The following is an 18,619-nucleotide window of genomic DNA, read 5'->3' as shown; positions in this document are numbered from 1 at the left end:
GGGGCCCGGCCGGGCCAGGTATCAGCGTTGCAGCCAGGCGCGCACGTCGGCACGCAGCAGGCGTGCGGCCAACCAGCCATGCAGGCCGGCAAAGCCCACGGCGGTGAGCACCAGCATGCCGCTCAGGACGATGCGCTGCAGCTGCAGGTCATGGCGCAGCTGGCGCATCTCGGGGGTGTCAGCGTGCCGCGTCAGGTACTGCGACAGGTGCGCCATTGCATCGTCCATCGCCCACGCGGCAACGAAGTTCAGCAGTGCGGTCACCACCAGCAAGACGATGAACAGCCACACCGCCCATTGTTCACGGCGCAGCATGCCCACGCACGCCACCACGCCCACCAGGCAGGTGAGCAGCATGGCCACGCAGATGCCCAGCGCATGTGTGGTCAGCCATTGCAGCGGCGGTGACAGCCAGGCCACATCCCGGGTTTCCACCTGCTCCTGCAGGAAGGCGCCGATCGACAGCGGGCCGACGACCAGCGCCGCAATGGCCCAGCCCACGGCGGAGGCCACGCACACCAGCAGCACCGACTTGGTCATCGGCGACAGGAATTTCGGGGGCGCCAGCGGGTCTACGGGCGGCTGGGCACTAGGTAATTGCGGGGGCGATGACATCCGGTGTCCTGTTGGAGTCGGCCACGGGCATCAGCCCGCAGCCACCGCGCGTGCGGCCGCGGGCAGGATATGGTCTTCGCTCAAGGCTGCCAAGCGCCGCCCATGCGGCGCCTGCAGGGGAACCCAGGCCAACTCGGCGATTTCCGCCTGCGCCTGTGGTGTGCCGGTGACCTGCACCCGCCACACCTGGGCCCGTACCCGGCGGCCGTGTTCGTGCACCGCCCAGGCCTCGAAACGCCCCAGTGCCTGGGCGCTGCCCAGATCCAACTGCACGCCCAGTTCCTCGTGCAGTTCACGCGCCAACGCCTGCAGCGGTGCTTCGCCCGGGTCGGGTTTGCCCCCGGGCTGGATGAAGGTATCCGAGCCGTGCTTGCGCACCACCAGCACCTGGCCGGTGGCATCCAGGATGACCGCGGCGACGATCTCGATCGGCGCCGCGGGGTGGCTGGCCTGCGCCGCCACTTACTTCAAGGTGTCGTTGAACAGCTTGAGGATGCGCTTGTACTGGTCCAGCCACGAGTCCGGACGGACGTAGCCATGGCGCTCCAGCGGGTACGGCGCGATGGACCAGTTGTCCTTGTGCAGCTCGATCAGCTTCTGGGTGAGGTTGACCGAGTCCTGGAAGAACACGTTGTCATCCATCATGCCGTGCGCGATCAGCAGGTGGTCCTGCAGGCCGTCGGCGTATTCGATCGGCGACGACTTGCGGTACGCCTCCGGGTCGATGTCCGGGGTGTTGAGGATGTTGGCGGTGTAGCCGTGGTTGTACTGGTGCCAGTCGACCACCGGGCGCAGCGCGGCACCGGCCTTGAACGTGCCCGGCGAGCGGAACAGCGCCATGAAGGTCATGAAGCCACCGTAGGAGCCGCCGTAGATGCCGGCGTGGTCACGGTCGCCCTGCTTGGTGGCCACCAGCCAGTCCAGGCCGTCCTTGTAGTCTTCCAGCTCGGGGTGGCCCATGTTGCGGTAGATGGCGGTGCGCCAGTCGCGGCCGTAGCCTTCGCTGCCGCGGTAATCCATGTCCAGCACGATGTAGCCCTGCTGCACCAGCAGGTTGTGGAACATCTGCTCGCGGAAGTAGGCCGGGTAGCGCTGGTGGACGTTCTGCAGGTAGCCGGCACCGTGCACGAACATGGCGATCGGGTACTGCTTGCCCGGTTCGGGATTTTCCGGGCCGTAATACTTGGCCCAGACCACGCCGGCGCCATGCTTGGACGGCACCTGCACCAGCTTGGGCTGCACCCACTCGCGGGCCTTGTAGGCGGCGGTGCGGGTGTCGGTGAGCACCTTGGCCTGGCCGCCGCTGGTGGGCACCACGGCCAGCTGCGCCGGCAGGTAGGCGCCGGAGTAACGCACCAGCAGCTGCTGGCCGTCCGGGGACAGCGAGAAGTCTTCGACGCCGTTGAGCGCGGTCAGCTCACGCACCTGCCTGCTGGCGGTGTCGACCGCGCAGACTTCGTAGTCGCCCGGGCTCTGCTGGTTGCACAGGAAGTAGAAGCCGCGGCCGTCGGCGCTGGGCACCGGCATCGAGGTTTCCCACTTGCCGCCGGTCAGTGCCTGCGGCTTGGCGGTGCCCTGCTGGGTATACAGGTGCGCGTAGCCCGATTCTTCGGACAGCAGCCACAGCGTGCGGTTGTCGTTGGACCAGCCAAAGTCGTTGAAGCCCCAGTTGATCCAGGCGCTGTCGGTCAGGCGGTGGCGGTTTTCCAGCGTGGCGCTGGCGGGGCTGACGCTGGCGATCCAGCGGTCCTTGTTGTCGTTGGCGCGCAGCATGATCGCGGCCTGCTGGCCGTCGGCGCTCCAGCGGATACCGGGGTTGCCGGGGCCGGCCAGCACTTCCAGCGGGCGGTTGCCCTTGAGTGCGTCCTTGCCGGCGGCCTTGCGCAGTGCGGCCAGCGGGTCGGTGCCGATGCCGGGCAGGCGGTCCAGCGAGAGCGGCTTGACCGTGCCGGTGACCGCATCGACCAGCCACAGGGAATGCGGCTCGGGATCATTGCGGCCCACGCGGGTGCGGGTGTCCTCGAACTCTTCGTAGCCCGATTCGGTCACGTACTTGGGCATCTTGCCGCCGCGGCCTTCGTCGAAGCCCTTCGGCTTGGTCACCACGATGAGGCTGCGGGTGTCCGGCGAGAGGGCGCTGCCGACGATCTCGACATCGGCGCCCAGGTAGACCGGGCCGGGCGCGCGGGTGGCGTCGGCGCGGCGCCAGCTGGCTTCCTGCGCCTTGAGCGCGTCGCGCTGGGCGCGATCATTGCGCAGGGTGGCCAGGGTACGCAGCTGCTGGTCGCGCAGGACGTCGGCCTTGGGCGCATCGTCGGGGTTCTTTTCGGCCTTCAGGCTGGCCACCTGCTGGACGCCACCGGCGGCGGTCCAGTGGAACCAGTTCTGGCCGGTCTGCCAGATCACTCCGCCGTCGCGGGCGAAGTTGGCTGCGCTGGCCTTCTCGCTGCTGCGGGTCAGCTGGGTCAGCGCGCCGCTGCGCAGGTCGCGCAGGAACACATCGCCGTTGCGCACGAACACCGCGCGCTGGCGGGTGGTGTCGTACACCGGGCTGTCCACGTCCAGGCTGCTGCGCTGGTCATCGGCCACCTGGGTGGCGCACGCCACCGCTGACCGGCTGGCGGAAGGTGTCGCGGACCGGGCTGCCCGTGCGCTTGAGCTGGTACTCCACCTGCTGGCTGTTCCAGGACCACCACGCGCTTTCGACCGGCGGGCCGATCCAGTCGGGGTCGGCCATGGCCTGCTCGATGGTGATCGGCGTGGGCGCCGCGTGGGCGGTCCCGCCGAGGGCGGCGAGCAGCAGCAGGGACAAGGGCAGCGTTCTGGGCATTGCGGGCGGCACCGTAGTAGAAAACCCCGCAAGCGTAGCAGCCGCTAGGGCCGTAGTAAGGGGCCACAGGTCATGGGCCAAGGCAAGCGGTGGTCGGTGGGTCGGGCGCTGGGGCCCCATACCCTTTCCGGCGAATGTCCCCCGGCGTCGGCCTGCGGCCGACCCCTCCTCCTTTATTTCGCCTCCAAGGGTATGGGACCCCAGCGCCCGACCCACCGACAGGCCCCGAAATGCCCGGCGTCCACTTGCTTACCGCAAGCCGAGCCCCTTAGCGGCCGGTAGGCTCCTGGGCAAAATAAAGGAGGAGGCCGCGACCGCGGCCGGGGGACATTTGCACCAGGGGCCTACCGGCCGCTAAGGGGCCCTCACGCTCGCGGTAGCCCCTGCGACAAAGTGAAGCAGCGCGTCACCGGGTCGCATGTGCCTTTCACGGATACCGGCCCAGACTGGTGCGGATTTCAGAAACCAGTCGGAGGCGTCACGTGGACGCGTTGTTGTTGTCGCGGATCCAGTTCGGGTTCGTCATCAGTTTCCATGTGTTGTTTCCCGCCTTCACCATCGGCACCGCCAGTTGGCTGGCCTTCGTGGAGTCACGCTGGCTGCGCACCGGCAACCCGGTCTGGCGCGAGCTGTATTTCTTCTGGCAGAAGATCTTCGCGGTGTCCTTCGGCATGGGCGTGGTCAGCGGCATCGTCATGGCCTTCCAGTTCGGCACCAACTGGCCGCGCCTCAGCGAGGTGGCCGGCAGCGTGATCGGGCCGCTGCTTACCTATGAAGTCCTCACCGCCTTCTTCCTGGAGGCCAGCTTCCTGGGCGTGATGATGTTCGGCTGGGGCCGCGTTTCGCCGCGGCTGCATTTCTTCTCCACCTGCATGGTGGCGCTGGGCACGCTGTTCTCCACGTTCTGGATCCTGTCGTCCAACAGCTGGCTGCAGACCCCGGCCGGCTACGCGCTGATCGACGGCATCGTGCACCCGCAGGACTGGTGGCAGGTGGTGTTCAACCCCTCCTTCCCGTACCGGCTGGCGCACATGGCGCTGGGCTCGTTCATCACCACCTGTTTCGTGATCGGTGGCGTGGGCGCCTGGTACCTGCGCAAGGGCACGCACGTGGAAGCCGGGCGCACGATGCTGCTGGCGGCCGTGGCGTTCGCCGCGCTGACCGTGCCGGTGCAGATCTTCGTGGGCGACATGCATGGCTTGAATACGCTCAAGCACCAGCCGATGAAGATTGCCGCGATGGAAGCGCACTGGCATTCCGAAGGCGAGGGCAAGGGCGTGCCGCTGGTGGTGTTCGCGGTGCCCAACGAAAAAGCCGAGCGCAACGATTATGAAATCGCCATTCCCCGGCTGGGCAGCCTGATCCTGACCCATTCGCTGGAGGGAACGTTCGACCCGCTCACCTCGGTACCGGCCAGCGATCGGCCGCCGGTGGTGCCGGTGTTCTTCGCGTTCCGGATCATGGTCGGGCTGGGCACGCTGATGCTGCTGCTGGCCTGGGTGTCGGCGTTCCAGTGGTGGCGGGGCAAGCTGCTGCAGTCGCGCTGGCTGGTGCGGGGCTGGAACTGGATGCTGCCCAGCGGCTTCATCGCGCTGGTATCGGGCTGGTTCGTGACCGAGATGGGGCGCCAGCCGTGGGTGGTGTACGGGGTGCTGCGCACCGCCGACGCGGTGGGCCCGCAGAGTGCCTGGATGACCGCGCTGTCGTTGGGCGTCTACATCGTGGGCTATGCGTTCGTGTTCGGCTGGGGCATCTGGTACCTGGTGAAGATCATCCGCACCGGGCCCAAGCCGCATGAGCCGGCGCCGGCGCTGGACGCGGGCAGTCATACCCCGGCGCGGCCGCTGTCCGGTGCCGACGAACCGCTGGAGGAGCGCTGACATGGAGATGACAACCTGGCTGCCGGTGGCATGGTTTGCGGTGATTGGTTTTGGCGTGCTGATGTACGTGGTGCTGGACGGTTTCGTACTGGGCATCGGCATCCTGGCGCCGATGGCCGAGGACGAAGAACAGCTGGACATCATGATGAACACCGCCGCGCCCATCTGGGACGGCAACGAAACCTGGCTGGTGCTGGGCGGGGCCGGGCTGATGGCAGCCTTCCCCAAGGCCTATGCGGCGCTGTTGTCGGCGCTGTACCTGCCGGTGCTGCTGCTGGTGGTGGCGCTGGTGTTCCGCGGGGTGGCGTTTGAATTCCGCTTCAAGGCGCACCGCTCGCGGCGGTTGTGGAGCGTGGCGTTCGGGCTGGGGTCGCTGCTGGCTGCGTTCGCGCAGGGGGTGATTCTCGGGGCGCTGGTGGAAGGCCTGCAGATCGTGGATGGCCGTTACGCCGGCGGTGCGTTCAGCTGGTTCAGTCCGTTCTCGATGCTGACCGGTGCGGCGGTGGTGTTCGGCTACGCGCTGCTGGGCAGCACCTGGTTGATCCTGAAGACCGAAGGCCGCGAGCAGGCGTTCGCGCGCACGCTGACGCGGCCGCTGGTGGTGGCGGTGATCGTGTTCATGGGGCTGGTGAGCACCTGGCTGCCGTTCCTGGATTCGCGCCTGATGGCGCGCTGGTTCAGCGATGGCAACTTCTGGTGGTTGTCGCCGGTGCCGCTGCTGACGCTGGGCGTGGCGGTGGCGCTGTGGCGCAGTGCGATGCACCCGCGCCGCGACCTGCCGCCGTTCCTGTTGACCCTGGCGTTGTTCATCCTGGGCTTCATCGGGCTGGTGCTGGGCATGTGGCCCTACCTGCTGCCGCCGAGCATGACGCTGTGGGAGGCGGCCGCCCCGGCGTCGTCGCTGGGCTTCAGCCTGGTCGGGCTGGTGGTGCTGCTGCCGGTGATCCTGGGCTACACGGCATGGTCGTACCGGGTGTTCCGCGGCAAGGTGCGGGCCGATACCGGGTATCACTGAGGGCACGACCGCAATCGTAGTGCCGGGCTCTGCCCGGCAGCGGGGAAGCGGGGCAGCGCCCCGCTTTACGCGTGCAGGCCTTCGATTTCCACCAGCAGTTCGGCCCGGCAGACTTCGGCGTGCAGCACCACGTAGGCCGGTGGGCCGGGTAACGCGGCCATCTGGGCGGCCACCGCCGGCATGTCTTCGGCACGCCGCACATACACTTTGAGTACCGAATCGGCGCCGAGCTGGGCGGCCAGCGATGGACGCTGCCGTCGGGCGGCGTCCACCAGGCTCTGCAGGTTGGTCAGCGTTTCGCGCAGCTGGTCTTCCACGGCGCCGGTGTGCTGGGACACATGGCCCACGATCGCCGCCGTGCCCGACTGCAGCAGCGGCAGGCCGGTTGCCGCCGGTGCCAGCAGCGCCCGCGAAAAACTGGGCGACTGCGGGCCGTACTGGCGCGGGTAGCGGAACGCGCTTACCTGGCGGGGGTTTTCCAGGGGCAGGCCGGGTTCGCGGCCGGCCAGCCAGTACACCTGCAGGCGCCGGTGCCCATCGAAGCGGCCGATGCAGGTCGCGGCCGGCAGGGCTGCTTCGTCCAGCTCGCGCAGCCCGCGCACCCGGCCCACGCAGAAGCGCCGGTAGCGCTCCTGGTCGCCGTCGCCTTCGGTCACCGCGTCCAGGTAGTTCCAGGTCCGCAGCAGGTGCGGGAACCCGCAGTGCGCCAGGAAGCTGCTCATCCGCGCATAGGCGTCGGCGGCGGCCGTCTCGATGCCGCCCTCGGCTTCGTCGATCTCCAGCACCCCGAACAGCAGCGCGGCATTGTGCGACCAGCGCACTCCGTCGGTGACGCCCGACTGTACCGGCGTCGCGCCCCGCCAGACTTCCACCTGCGCCGGACCGTGTTCGGCCAGGGGCACCTGCAGCCAGCGCGGATCCTTGCCCGGGAAGGGCGCAGGCGCGCCAAAGCCGAACACCGCCAGGGTGCACGGGTCGGCCAGGGCGGCCTCGCGCAGCGCTGCCGGCAGGTAGCCGGCGCTGAACACCGCCGCACCTGGGGGAAAAGCGACCGCCGGGGCCGTTGCGTCGTGGATCGTGCTGCTCATTTCAGATTGTGAAAGCTGCCAGTGCCAAGGGTGTCATGATAGCGTGCGCTCCTTTTTACGGCGGTGCGCTGCGATGCCTTGGTGCCCATCAACATGTTGGCGTGAATGATCGAGTTCTCAGTGGTGGATTGGTCGGCCTGGGCACCGGGACTGACCTCGAAGGAACAGTGGCAGGCCTGGGCACAGGCGCCCGCGCTGCCGCAGGGCGATGACACCCCGGCGCTGGCCGAGGTCCCGGCCATGCAACGACGCCGCATCGAGCGGCTGGGCCGCATGGCCATCCAGGCCGCGTGCTGGTGCGAGCAGCCCGACGACGCCGGCCAGGTGCCGCTGGTGTTCGCCTCGCGCCATGGCGACGTGGCCCGTTCGATGGAACTGCTCGACAGCCTGGGCGCCGACCACGGCATGTCCCCGACCGCGTTCGGCCTGTCGGTACACAACGCGGTGGCCGCGCTGTATTCCATCGCCCGCGGCCACCGCGGCAACTATCTGGCCCTGGCCGCCGGCCGCGCCACGGTCGAAACCGCCTGCGTGGAGGCCTACGGCCTGTTGGCCGATGGCGCCGACGAGGTGCGGGTGATCGTGTATGAATCGCCCTTGCCGCCGGTGTATGCCGGCTTCGCCGACGAGCCCGATCCTTATTACGCCTGGTGCTGGCGGCTGGCCCGGGCCGATCGCCCCGGCACCCGGCTCTCGCTGGGCTGGGGCGCGGCCGGTGCCGACAGCCCGGCTGGCGCACTGCCCCACGGTCTGGATGCGCTGCGCTTCCTGTTGGCCGGCGATCCGACCCTGACGCTGGCTGCCGATGGCCAGCAATGGACCTGGCAACGCCATGGCTGAGCGCGGTCCCGGCCGTCTCAACCATGCCTGGCGGGTGTTCGGCACCGGGCTCAGCTTTGCCGTGTTCGGCATCGGCGGCCTGGTGCTGGGCGGGGTGCTGTTCCCGTTGCTGTTCCTGGTCCGCAACCCGGTCCGGCGCCGCACGCTGGCGCGCCGGTTGGTCCAGCTCAGCTTCGCCAGCCACGTGGGCCTGATGCACCGGCTGGGCGTGATGACTTATGAAATTCGCGGGGCTGAACGTCTTCAGCGCAACGGACTGCTGATCCTGGCCAACCACCCGACCCTGATCGACGTGGTCCTGCTGATCGCCCAGTTGCCCAATGCCGACTGCGTGGTCAAGCGGGCCGTGGCCTGCAACCCGTTCATGTGCGGCCCGGTGCGGGCGGCAGGGTATGTGTCCAATGAGGATGGTGCGGGGCTGATCGATGACTGCATCGCCGCGGTCAAGGCCGGCGGCACCTTGGTCATCTTCCCCGAAGGCACCCGCACCGTGCCCGGCCAGCCCCTGCGCCTGCAGCGCGGGGCGGCCAACATCGCCGTCCGCGGTGGCCTGGACATAACCCCGGTCAGGATCACCTGCACCCCGCCTACCCTGACCAAGGGCCAGAAATGGTATCGTGTGCCATCACGGCGTTTTCACGTTCAGCTGGAAGTCGGGGAAGATCTCCCGATCGCCCCGTTCCTGGCGGTGGCCGGCGACACGCCCAGGGGGGATGCCTTGGCGGCCCGGCGCGTGACCGATCATCTTGCCCATTACTTTGACTTCGCTGGAGAACCAAGCCGTGCAGGCACTTGAGCACGAGATCAAGGAATTGATCATTTCATCGCTGTCGCTGGAAGACATCACTCCCGAAGACATCGACCCGGAAGCGCCCTTGTTCGTCGAGGGGTTGGGGTTGGATTCGATTGACGCACTTGAACTTGGTTTGGCCCTGCAGAAAAAGTACGGTGTCAGCCTGTCTGCGGATTCGGAAGAGACCCGTCGCCATTTCTCCAGCGTGCGTGCCTTGGGCGAGTTTGTCGCCGCACGCCAGTCGTCGTAACGGCGCGTCAGGATTTGCCATGACCAAGAACGAACTTTTCGATCGCATCGTCAAGATCCTCAAGGACAGCTTTGAGATCGAACCGGCGCGCATCACGCCCCAGGCCCGTCTGTACGACGACCTGGACATCGACAGCATCGACGCGGTCGACCTGATCGTGCAGCTCAAGCCCTTGCTGGGCCGCAACCTGCAGCCGGAGGCCTTCAAGGCCGTGCGTACCGTGCAGGACATCGTCGACGTGGTGCACGGGCTGCTGCCCGGTCAAGCAGCCGCCTGACGGCTGCCGCAGGACACTGACCATGGTCCGGGTGCGCGTCGCGGCGTTTGCGTTGCTGTCGCTGGCATACCCGCTGGTGGTGTACCTGTCGCTGGGCCGGTTCGAGCCGCGCTGGCTGTCGCTGCTGCTGTTCGGGCTGGCCGCGCTGCGCGCGCTGACCACCCGCCAGCCGGTGTGGTGGGTGGCCGCCCTCGGCACCGGGGTGCTCGCCCTGGTGGCTACGGCCTTCAACGAGGCCCTGCCGCTGAAGCTGTACCCGGCGCTGGTGAACGCGGTGATGCTGGTGATCTTCGCCACCAGCCTGCGGTTCCCGCCCAGCGCGGTGGAGCGCCTGGCGCGGCTGAGTGAGCCGGACCTGCCGCCGTTCGCCGTGATCTATACCCGTCGCGTCACGTGGATCTGGTGCGGCTTCTTTGTTCTCAACGGAAGTCTGGCCCTGATCACGGCGCTGTGGGCGTCCAACCAGGTCTGGGCGCTGTACAACGGATTGTTGGCGTACGTGATGATGGGTGCCTTGTTTGGTGGCGAGTGGCTGGTGCGGCGACGGGTGAAAGCGGCGCACGCGCATGGTTGAGTGGATCGCATTGGACAGGCTGGCGGTGTCGCCACGTCCCGGCCGGATCGTGGGCGAAGCCGAACACGGCGCGGTGTCGCACCCCGACTTCCGCCTGCAGGTGATGCGCTGGCAGCGGGCGTTCGCCCGTGCGCCCGGACGCGACTGGGCCCTGTACTTCGACGACACCCTGGCCTTTGCCGCCGCGCTGCTGGGCGCCTGGCACGCCGGCAAGCGGGTCTTCCTGGGCGGGGACAACCTGCCGGCCACGCTGGATGCGCTGCGCCCGCGCGTGGCCGGGTTTGCCGGTGACGTGCCCGCGCACCACGCCCCGCTGCAGCCCGATGCCGACGTCGACGTCGAGGGCGAACTGCTGCCGCTGGACGAAGACCAGCTGGAGCTGGTGGTGTTCACCTCCGGCAGCACCGGCGCGCCCAGCGCGATCGTCAAGCGCATGCGCCAGCTCACGCGTGAAGTGGATGCGCTGCAGGCCGCGTTCGGTGACCAGCTGGAAGGCACCCAGGTGCACGGCACGGTCTCGCACCAGCACATCTATGGCCTGTTGTTCCGCGTGCTGTGGCCGCTGGCCGCCGGCCGCGCCATCCAGCCGCGCCGGTTCTTCCATGAAGACCTGGTCAGTGCGTTGGCGCGGCAGCCGTCGGTGCTGGTGGCCACCCCGGCCCACCTCAAGCGCCTGCCCGAGCAACTGGACTGGTCCTCGCTGCAGGGGCCGCTGCGCGCGGTATTTTCCTCCGGCGGCCCGCTGCCCGAAGAGGCCGCGCTGCAGGCGCGGGCATTGCTTGGCGTGGCCCCCACCGAGGTGTTCGGCAGCAGCGAAACCGGCGGTATCGCCTGGCGCCGCTGGAGCGCCGGGCAGCCGCAGTGGCACCCGTTGCCCGGCGTGGCCTGGCGCATCCAGGACGGCTGCCTGGCAGTGTCCTCGCCGCACTTGGAAAACACCGACTGGTGGCAGACCCAGGACCGCGTGGAGGCCGACGCCGGGCGCAGCTTCCGCCTGCTCGGCCGGGCCGACCGCATCGTCAAGATCGAAGAACGCCGGGTATCGCTGGACGCGCTGGAACAGCAGCTGCGCGCGCATCCGGCGGTACAGGACGTGCGCGTGCTGGTGCTGCCGGGCGCGCGCGAACAGCTGGCCGCCGTGGTGGTGCCGCAGCAGGCCGACGCGGCCGGCTGGGACGACGCCCAGCGACGCCGCCAGGCGCAGGCGCTGGGCGCGCACCTGGCCAGCAGCCACGATGCAGTGACCCGGCCGCGGCGCTGGCGCTTCGTCGACGCGCTGCCGTTGAACGCACAGGGCAAGGTCACCTTCGCCGCTCTGGCAGCGCTGTTCCGGCCGCAGTTCCCGGTGGTCCAATGGGAGCGGCGCGAGCCCGACACGGCAGCGCTGCTGTTGCCGCTGGACCCGGACCTGATCGCCTTCGACGGGCATTTCCCGCAGGCCAAGATCCTTCCGGGCGTGGTCCAGCTGGATTGGGCCATCCATTACGCCCGCGATGTGTTCAGCATGCCGCCGCGCTTCGAACGCATGGACGCGCTGAAATTCCAGCACGTGGCGCGCCCCGGCGATTGCCTGCAGCTCACCCTGGGCTGGGATGCGGCCAAGTCGGTGTTGAGCTTCCGCTATGTCTCCGACCACGGCGTGCATGCCAGTGGCCGGGTGGTGTTCGGCGATGTCTGACGCCGCTCGCGCTGGTCCCCCGGCTGCGCCCTTTGCGCCGCTGGTGGTGATTCCGGTCTACGACCATGAGCATGCCATCGGCGCCGTCGTGCGCGGCGTGCTGGCCAGCGGGCTGCCGTGCCTGCTGGTGGACGATGGCTCGCACCCCGGGTGCGCGCAGGCGCTGGATGCCCTCGCGGCGGGATATCCCGCACAGGTCACATTACTGCGCCTGCCGGTGAACCAGGGCAAGGGCGGGGCGATGCTGGCCGGGTTTGCCGAGGCGGCGCGCCGTGGCCACAGCCACGTGCTGCAGATCGATGCCGACGGCCAGCACGACCCGACCGACATCCCGCGCTTCGTTGCCCTGTCGCGGCAGCATCCCGACGCGGTGATCTGCGGCATTCCGGCCTACGACGACAGCGTGCCCAAGGCGCGCCTGTACGGCCGTTACGCCACCCACATCTGGGTGTGGATCAACACGCTGTCGCTGCAGATCCGCGATTCGATGTGCGGCTTCCGGCTGTACCCGCTGGCACCGGTGACGGCGCTGGTGGGCGAGGAGACCATCGGCCGGCGCATGGATTTCGACAGCGAGATCCTGGTGCGGCTGTTCTGGCGCGACGTGCCGGTGATCAGCCTGGCTACGCGGGTGACCTATCCCAGCGATGGCGTGTCGCACTTCGATGTGTGGCGCGACAACGTGCGCATCAGCCGCATGCACACCCGCCTGTTCTTCGGCATGCTGTGGCGCGCCCCGCGCCTGCTGTGGCGGCGCATCACCGGTGCGCCGCGGGCCGGAGCGCCACGCGCATGACCGCACCGGCACCGGCCAACGCCCCGCACTGGGCCGACCTAAGCGAAACCACCTCGGCCGCCGGGGTGTTGTTCCTGTGCTGGGTGCACCGCTGGTTAGGGCGCTGGCCGTTCCGCCTGTGCGTGTACCCGGTGGTGCTGTGCCATTGGCTGGGCAACCGCGTGGCGCGGCAGTCGTCGCTGCAGTACCTGCAGCGGCTGCAGGCGCACACCGGCGTACTGGGTGGCGTGCCCGGGCGCTGGACCAGCCTGAAGCACTTCGCGCTGTTTGCCGACACCCTGCTGGACAAGCTGCTCGGCCTGGGCGGGCGCTATCCGCCCAGCCACATCCGCCTGCAGCGCGACCTGATGCTGGAGAAGATCGCGCGCCGCGAGGGCGGGCTGATCCTCACCGCGCACATCGGCTGCCTGGAACTGTGCCAGGTGCTGGCCGAACAGGTCCCCGGTTTCCGCATCACCGTGCTGGTGCACACCGCGCACGCGCAGCGCTTCAACCGGCTGATGCAGCGGTTGGATCCGCTGGCATCGGTGGAACTGATGCAGGTCACCGACATGGGCCCGGCCACCGCGGTGGAACTGCAGCGGCGGGTCAACGACGGCGGCTTCGTGGCCATCGTCGGCGACCGCGTGCCGCTGCGCGGCGGGCGCACCGTGCCGGCGCCGTTCCTGGGCCACGTGGCGCAGTTCCCGATCGGCGCCTACGTGCTGGCCTCGGCGCTGGCCTGCCCGGTGTACACCATGGCCTGCCTGCACGACGGCGACGGCTACCGCGTGCGCTTCGAGCATTTCAGCGACCGCATCGTGCTGCCGCGCGGGTCGCGTGACGCCGCGCTGACCGCGCAGGCCGAACATTTCGCCCGGTGGCTGGAAGTTCAGGTCACCCAGGCACCCTTGGACTGGTTCAATTTCTTCCCCTTCTGGGATCAGGCATCTCATGGCAAGTAAGTCACCCGATATCCGCTTCGGCGATGCGCCACTGACCATCGAAGACGTGGTCGCGCTGTCGCAGCGCCAGGCCCAGGCCATGGTCAGCGACGACCCGGCCTTCCAGGCGCGCATCCAGAAGGGGGCCGACTTCCTCGACCGCCTGCTGCGCGAGGACGGCGTCATCTACGGGGTGACCACCGGCTACGGCGATTCGTGCACGGTGAACATCCCGCCGGCGCTGGTGGCCGAACTGCCGCACCATCTGTTCACCTACCACGGCTGCGGCCTGGGCCGGTTCCTGGACCCGCAGGAGACCCGCGCGGTGATCGCCGCGCGCCTGGCCTCGCTGGTCCGCGGCATGTCCGGGGTCAGCCATCCGCTGCTGGACGGGCTGGCCACGCTGCTGCGCCACGACGTGCTGCCGCTGATCCCGGCCGAAGGCTCGGTCGGCGCCAGTGGTGACCTCACCCCGCTGTCCTACGTGGCCGCGGTGCTGTGTGGCGAGCGCGAGGTGATGTACCAGGGCGCGCGCCGCCCGGCCGCCGAGGTGCTGGCCGAGATCGGCATGACCCCGCTGCGGCTGCGCCCCAAGGAAGGCCTGGCGATCATGAACGGCACCGCGGTGATGACCGCGCTGGCCTGCCTGGCCTACGACCGCGCCGACTACCTGACCAAGCTGGCCACCCGCCTGACCGCGTTCAACGTGCTGGCCAGTGACGGCAACGCGCACCATTTCGATGAGATGCTGTTCGCCGCCAAGCCGCACCCGGGCCAGATGCAGATCGCCGCGCGCCTGCGCCAGGACCTGCACAGCGACCGCCCGCCGCGCAACGAACAGCGCCTGCAGGACCGCTACTCGCTGCGCTGCGCCCCGCACGTGATCGGCGTGGTGCAGGGCGCCCTGCCGCTCATGCGCCAGCTGATCGAAACCGAACTCAACAGCGCCAACGACAACCCGCTGATCGACGTCGACGGCGAGCGCATCCTGCATGGCGGCCACTTCTATGGCGGCCACATTGCCTTTGCGATGGACGCGCTGAAGAACACCATCGCCAACCTGGCCGACCTGCTCGACCGGCAGATGGCACTGGTGGTGGACGCGCGCTACAACCACGGCCTGCCGGCCAACCTGTCGGCGGCCACCGGTGAGCGCGCGGCGATCAACCACGGGCTGAAGGCGCTGCAGATCAGCGTGTCGGCGTGGACCGCCGAGGCGCTCAAGCAGACCATGCCGGCCTCGGTGTTCTCGCGGTCCACCGAGTGCCACAACCAGGACAAGGTCAGCATGGGCACCATCGCCGCGCGCGACTGCCTGCGCGTGATCGAACTGACCGAGCAGGTGGTTGCCGCGCTGCTGATCACCGCCCGCCAAGGCGTGGCGCTGCGCCAGCGGGTAGGCATGAAGGCCATCCTGCACGGCGAACTGGACGCGATGTACCAGGACCTGTGCGCGCGCATCGCGCTGGTCGAGGAAGACCGCGCGCTGGACGGTGAGCTGCGCGCACTGCTCGATGACATCCGTGGCCAGCGCTGGAGCCTGTATGACCAGCCCTGACCTGAGCCTGGAGGTGCGCCTGTCGCCCACCTTCCACGACTGCGACCCGATGCACGTGGTGTGGCACGGCAACTACTTCAAGTACTTCGAAGTCGCCCGCTGCGCACTGCTGCAGCAGTACGACTACGACTACCCGCAGATGCGCGAATCCGGCTACATCTGGCCGGTGGTGGACGCGCGGGTGAAGTACATCCGGCCGCTGCTGTACGGGCAGGCGCTGCGCGTGCGCGCCACCATAACCGAATGGGAAAACCGGCTGAAGATCGCCTACGAGATCTTCGACGCCGACAGTGGCCAGGTGCTGACCCGCGCCCACACCATCCAAGTGGCGGTCGACGCGGCCACCAACGAAATGCTGTACCTGTGCCCGCGCGTGCTGTGGGACCGTCTGGGAGTGGAAGTGCAATGAACGCTCTGCTGCGCACGCTGGTCGTGCTGGTGTCGTTGGTCGTGGTCGCGCCGGTGCTTGCCGCCCCCGCTGCCGATGTGGACCTGGTCAAGCAGCGCGTGGCCAAGGTGGGCGTGCTGCGGGGCGAGTTCAGCCAGGAAAAGCAGGTGGCCGGTTTCAAGAACCCGCTGCGTTCGCAGGGGCGCTTCGTGCTGGCCCAGGACCATGGCGTGGTCTGGACCACGCTCAAGCCGTTCCCGTCCGAAGTGGTGGTCACCCGTGACCGCATCCTCAGCCGCCAGCGCGATGGCAGCAGCCGGGTCGAGCTGGACGGCCGCCAGCAGCCGGCGATGCGCTCGGTCAACGCGATCATGTTCGCGCTGATGAGCGGCGACGCACAGGCGTTGTCGGCCCAGTTCACGGTGAAGGTGGAGGCCAAGGCGAACAACGGCTGGAGCATGCAGCTGAGCCCGCGCTCGGCGATGCTGGGCAAGGTGTTCACCGGGCTGAAGCTGCAGGGCGACCGCTACGTGCGCGAGGTGGAGATCACCGAGGCCAACCAGGATGTCACCCGCATCCACTTCACCGGCATGAGCGAAACGCCGGCTGCGTTGAGTGCGGAAGAGGGCGGCAAGTTTGAATGACGCACTGAAGTCGAACGGCCGCCTGCAGCGCATCTGGCGCTGGCTGGCCGTGCTGTGGCTGCTGGTGCTGCTGGGCTTGGGCGTGCAGCAGTGGCAGCTGTGGAAGAGCGAGTCGCGGATTGATACCGACATCCTGGCGCTGTTGCCGCAGGATGCACACGACCGCCTGTTGTCCGACGTCACCCGGCGCATCGCCGATGCCAACGCGCGCCAGATCGTGGTGCTGCTGGGCAGCGCCGACGCCGCGCAGACCAAGGCCGCCGAGGCCGCCTTCCGCGCCACCATCACCCCAAAATCAACCAACGTAGCGCGGGGCTCTGCCCCGCTGCCTCACGCGCCAGCCGCCGTAGAGCGGGGCTCTGCCCCGCTGCCTGCCGCAGGTGACGTTCCAGCGGGGCAGAGCCCCGCTCTACTTCAGGAAAGCGGCTCCATCGAAGGGTGGTTCGAACAGGCGCGTGCGTTCTACGCGCCGTACCGCGACCGCCTGCTCACCAGTGAGCAACGCCAACGCCTGCAGTCCGAACCGGTGGATGGCCTGGCTGACGCCGCGCTGGCCGCCCTGTACGGCCCGATGGGCGCGCCGCGGCTGACCGAGTGGCGGCAGGACCCGCTGTCGCTGTGGCCGCAGTGGTGGCAGGAACGCGCGCTCGGCTCGGGCCTGCAGATGGGCGATGACGGCCTGCTCGAAGCCGACGGCAAGCACTGGTCGATCGTGCAGTACGACACCGTGGGTTCGGCGTTCCAGCTCGATGGCGAACGCCACATCGACCTGCTGCTGGACCAGGCCGCCGCGGCGGCCCGCAAGCAGGCCCCCGGCCTGGAAGTGCTGCGCGCCGGCGTGCCGCTGCATGCGGAAGCGGCGGCGGTGCAGGCCAACTGGGAGATCAATACGATCGGCTGGGGCTCGCTGGCCGCGGTGCTGCTGCTGGTGTGGCTGGCGTTCCGGTCGCTGCGCCCGATCCTGCTGGTGGCAGCCTCGCTGCTGATCGGCTGCGGCGTGGCCCTGGCGGTCACAGTGCTGGTGTTTGGCAAGGTGCACGTGCTCACGCTGGTGTTCGGCGCGTCGCTGGTGGGCGTGGCCGAGGACTACGGCATCCACTGGTTCGCCTCGCGCCAGGCCGAGCCGGCCGACCGCCGCTGGCGCCTGCTGCGGCACCTGCTGCCCGGCCTGTGGCTGGCGCTGCTGACCAGCGCGCTGGCCTACCTGGCCCTGGGCCTGGCACCGTTCCCGGGGCTGCGCCAGATGGCGTTGTTCTCGGTGGTCGGCCTGGCCGCCGCCTTCCTCACCGTGATCTTCTGGTTCCCGTGGCTGGACGGCGGCGAGATCCGCACCACCGGCTTCTCGCGCTGGCTGGGCGGCACGCTGGAGCGCTGGCCACGCCTGCACGGGCGCAAGGCCGCGATCTTCCTGGGCGTGGCGGCGCTGTTGTCGGCCGTGGGCATCGCCCGGCTGGACAGCAACGATGATCTGCGCAGCCTGCAGTCCTCGCCCAAGAGCCTGATCGACCAGCAGATCCGCATCAGCCAGATGCTGGGCATGCCCAGCCCGGCGCAGTTCTACCTGGTGCAGGGCGACAGTGCCGAACAGGTGCTGCAGCGCGAAGAGGCGCTGATCGAACGCCTGCGCGTGCTGGCGGCCAACAAGCAGATCGGCGGGTACCGCGCGATCAGCGACTGGCTGCCCTCGGTGCAGCGCCAGCATGCCGATGCCGCGCTGACCGCCACGGTCGAGCCGCAGGTACTGGGCAAGGTCGGCCAGGCGGTGGGCGAAACCCTGTCACGCCCGGACTACGCCGGTCGCGACCTGGACGCCGACGCCTTCCTGGCCTCCCCGGCGGCGATGCCGTTCCACCACCTGTGGCTGGGCGAGGTCGGTGCGGGCCTGGCCACCGTGGTGATGGTCGATGACCTGTCACGCGCCGATGCGCTGACCCTGCTTGAAACCCAGGCCAAGGGCATAGACGGCGTGCGCTGGGTCGACCGCACCGCCGATTTCTCCTCGCTGCTCAAGCACTACCGCAAGCTGATGAGCGGGCTGCTGCTGGTGGGCATCGTGCTGGTGTTCGCAGTGCTTTACTGGCGCTACCGCGCGCAGGCCTGGCGCGTGTTCGCCCCGACCCTGGTGGCCGGCGCGCTGACCCTGGCCCTGCTGGGCCTGTTCGGCCAACCGCTGCAGTTGTTCAACGTGCTGGCGTTGATGCTGCTGCTGGGCATGGGCATCGACTACGGCATCTTCCTGATCGAACACCGCGGTGATGCCAGTGCGTGGTTGGCGGTGTGCGTGGGCGCGGCCAGTACCTGGCTGTCGTTCGGCCTGCTGGGCCTGTCGGCCACGCCGGCACTGCGCGCGTTCGGCCTGACCCTGCTGTTCGGCATCGGCCTGGTGTGGATCATCTCGCCGCTGTTCCGCCCGCCACCGCACGACGCACCGCACTGAGCACCGCGTGTTTCCTTTCCCGCCATTGTTTTC

17 protein-coding genes and 1 pseudogene are annotated in these 18,619 nt (G+C 68.8%); 14 read left to right on the top strand and 4 right to left on the bottom strand.

All coding sequences use genetic code 11. The features are described from left to right. Positions 1-21: 21 nt before the first annotated feature. The 3 genes and pseudogenes from ACZ0AE_RS19655 to ACZ0AE_RS19645 form a co-directional block, all read right to left on the bottom strand. On the bottom strand, positions 22-540 hold the full coding sequence (locus ACZ0AE_RS19655) for a hypothetical protein (RefSeq protein ID WP_463601958.1): 519 nt from the start codon (positions 538-540) through the stop codon (positions 22-24). 105 nt (positions 541-645) lie between these two features. Continuing rightward, a complete protein-coding gene (locus tag ACZ0AE_RS19650) occupies positions 646-1,077 on the bottom strand; it encodes an NUDIX hydrolase (RefSeq protein ID WP_463601957.1) in 432 nt (143 codons plus the stop codon). After that, positions 1,078-3,445, bottom strand: a pseudogene (locus tag ACZ0AE_RS19645) (S9 family peptidase). It abuts the gene before it with no gap. Positions 3,446-3,927: 482 nt separating this feature from the next. Here ACZ0AE_RS19645 and ACZ0AE_RS19640 point away from each other — a divergent pair. Both ACZ0AE_RS19640 and cydB read left to right on the top strand, forming a co-directional pair. Further along, on the top strand, positions 3,928-5,325 hold the full coding sequence (locus ACZ0AE_RS19640) for a cytochrome ubiquinol oxidase subunit I (RefSeq protein ID WP_448134734.1): 1,398 nt from the start codon (positions 3,928-3,930) through the stop codon (positions 5,323-5,325). Position 5,326: 1 nt separating this feature from the next. Next, positions 5,327-6,340 (top strand): cytochrome d ubiquinol oxidase subunit II, encoded by a 1,014-nt coding sequence (gene cydB, locus ACZ0AE_RS19635; protein WP_038685523.1) that lies wholly within the window; start codon positions 5,327-5,329, stop codon positions 6,338-6,340. A gap of 65 nt (positions 6,341-6,405) precedes the next feature. Here cydB and ACZ0AE_RS19630 read toward each other — a convergent pair whose 3' ends face one another. Continuing rightward, entirely contained in the window at positions 6,406-7,428 is a 1,023-nt protein-coding gene (locus ACZ0AE_RS19630; protein WP_463601956.1) for a chorismate transformation FkbO/Hyg5 family protein, read from the bottom strand. Between the two features lie 105 nt (positions 7,429-7,533). Between ACZ0AE_RS19630 and ACZ0AE_RS19625 the strand changes: the two genes are divergently transcribed. Genes ACZ0AE_RS19625 through ACZ0AE_RS19570 form a run of 12 tightly spaced genes read left to right on the top strand, consistent with a single transcriptional unit; the run spans position 7,534 to position 18,586 of the window. After that, complete coding sequence (locus ACZ0AE_RS19625; protein ID WP_448134732.1) at positions 7,534-8,268, top strand: beta-ketoacyl synthase chain length factor; 735 nt, start codon at positions 7,534-7,536, stop codon at positions 8,266-8,268. Further along, positions 8,261-9,064 carry a lysophospholipid acyltransferase family protein gene (locus tag ACZ0AE_RS19620; RefSeq protein WP_463601955.1) on the top strand — a complete coding sequence of 268 codons (804 nt, stop codon included), beginning with the start codon at positions 8,261-8,263 and terminating at the stop codon, positions 9,062-9,064. The genes ACZ0AE_RS19625 and ACZ0AE_RS19620 overlap by 8 nt, the downstream gene beginning before the upstream one ends. After that, positions 9,051-9,311, top strand: coding sequence for a phosphopantetheine-binding protein (locus ACZ0AE_RS19615; protein ID WP_447596080.1), 261 nt, complete (start codon positions 9,051-9,053; stop codon positions 9,309-9,311). Before ACZ0AE_RS19620 ends, ACZ0AE_RS19615 begins: the two co-directional genes overlap by 14 nt. A gap of 19 nt (positions 9,312-9,330) precedes the next feature. After that, positions 9,331-9,588 carry an acyl carrier protein gene (locus ACZ0AE_RS19610; RefSeq protein WP_038685533.1) on the top strand — a complete coding sequence of 86 codons (258 nt, stop codon included), beginning with the start codon at positions 9,331-9,333 and terminating at the stop codon, positions 9,586-9,588. Between the two features lie 22 nt (positions 9,589-9,610). Continuing rightward, positions 9,611-10,162, top strand: a complete 552-nt coding sequence (locus tag ACZ0AE_RS19605) for a COG4648 family protein (protein ID WP_463601954.1) — start codon at positions 9,611-9,613, stop codon at positions 10,160-10,162. After that, complete coding sequence (locus ACZ0AE_RS19600; RefSeq protein ID WP_463601953.1) at positions 10,155-11,840, top strand: AMP-binding protein; 1,686 nt, start codon at positions 10,155-10,157, stop codon at positions 11,838-11,840. The genes ACZ0AE_RS19605 and ACZ0AE_RS19600 overlap by 8 nt, the downstream gene beginning before the upstream one ends. Beyond that, positions 11,833-12,636 (top strand): glycosyltransferase family 2 protein, encoded by an 804-nt coding sequence (locus ACZ0AE_RS19595; RefSeq protein ID WP_463601952.1) that lies wholly within the window; start codon positions 11,833-11,835, stop codon positions 12,634-12,636. Before ACZ0AE_RS19600 ends, ACZ0AE_RS19595 begins: the two co-directional genes overlap by 8 nt. Continuing rightward, on the top strand, positions 12,633-13,580 hold the full coding sequence (locus ACZ0AE_RS19590; protein ID WP_463601951.1) for an LpxL/LpxP family acyltransferase: 948 nt from the start codon (positions 12,633-12,635) through the stop codon (positions 13,578-13,580). The genes ACZ0AE_RS19595 and ACZ0AE_RS19590 overlap by 4 nt, the downstream gene beginning before the upstream one ends. Beyond that, positions 13,570-15,117 (top strand): HAL/PAL/TAL family ammonia-lyase, encoded by a 1,548-nt coding sequence (locus ACZ0AE_RS19585; RefSeq protein WP_463601950.1) that lies wholly within the window; start codon positions 13,570-13,572, stop codon positions 15,115-15,117. Before ACZ0AE_RS19590 ends, ACZ0AE_RS19585 begins: the two co-directional genes overlap by 11 nt. Continuing rightward, positions 15,104-15,526: an acyl-CoA thioesterase gene (locus tag ACZ0AE_RS19580; protein WP_038685540.1), complete on the top strand. Its 423-nt coding sequence runs from the start codon at positions 15,104-15,106 to the stop codon at positions 15,524-15,526. Before ACZ0AE_RS19585 ends, ACZ0AE_RS19580 begins: the two co-directional genes overlap by 14 nt. Continuing rightward, the gene (locus tag ACZ0AE_RS19575) at positions 15,523-16,149 is read left to right on the top strand and encodes an outer membrane lipoprotein carrier protein LolA (RefSeq protein ID WP_038685541.1); all 627 of its coding nucleotides are present in this window, start codon (positions 15,523-15,525) and stop codon (positions 16,147-16,149) included. Before ACZ0AE_RS19580 ends, ACZ0AE_RS19575 begins: the two co-directional genes overlap by 4 nt. After that, complete coding sequence (locus ACZ0AE_RS19570; protein WP_463601949.1) at positions 16,142-18,586, top strand: MMPL family transporter; 2,445 nt, start codon at positions 16,142-16,144, stop codon at positions 18,584-18,586. Before ACZ0AE_RS19575 ends, ACZ0AE_RS19570 begins: the two co-directional genes overlap by 8 nt. Positions 18,587-18,619: the final 33 nt, after the last annotated feature.

The sequence above is a fragment of the Stenotrophomonas sp. AC248 genome (assembly GCF_979258185.1).
The sequence above is the reverse complement of the archived record's forward strand: the minus strand, read 5'-3'. Positions and strand labels throughout refer to the sequence as shown.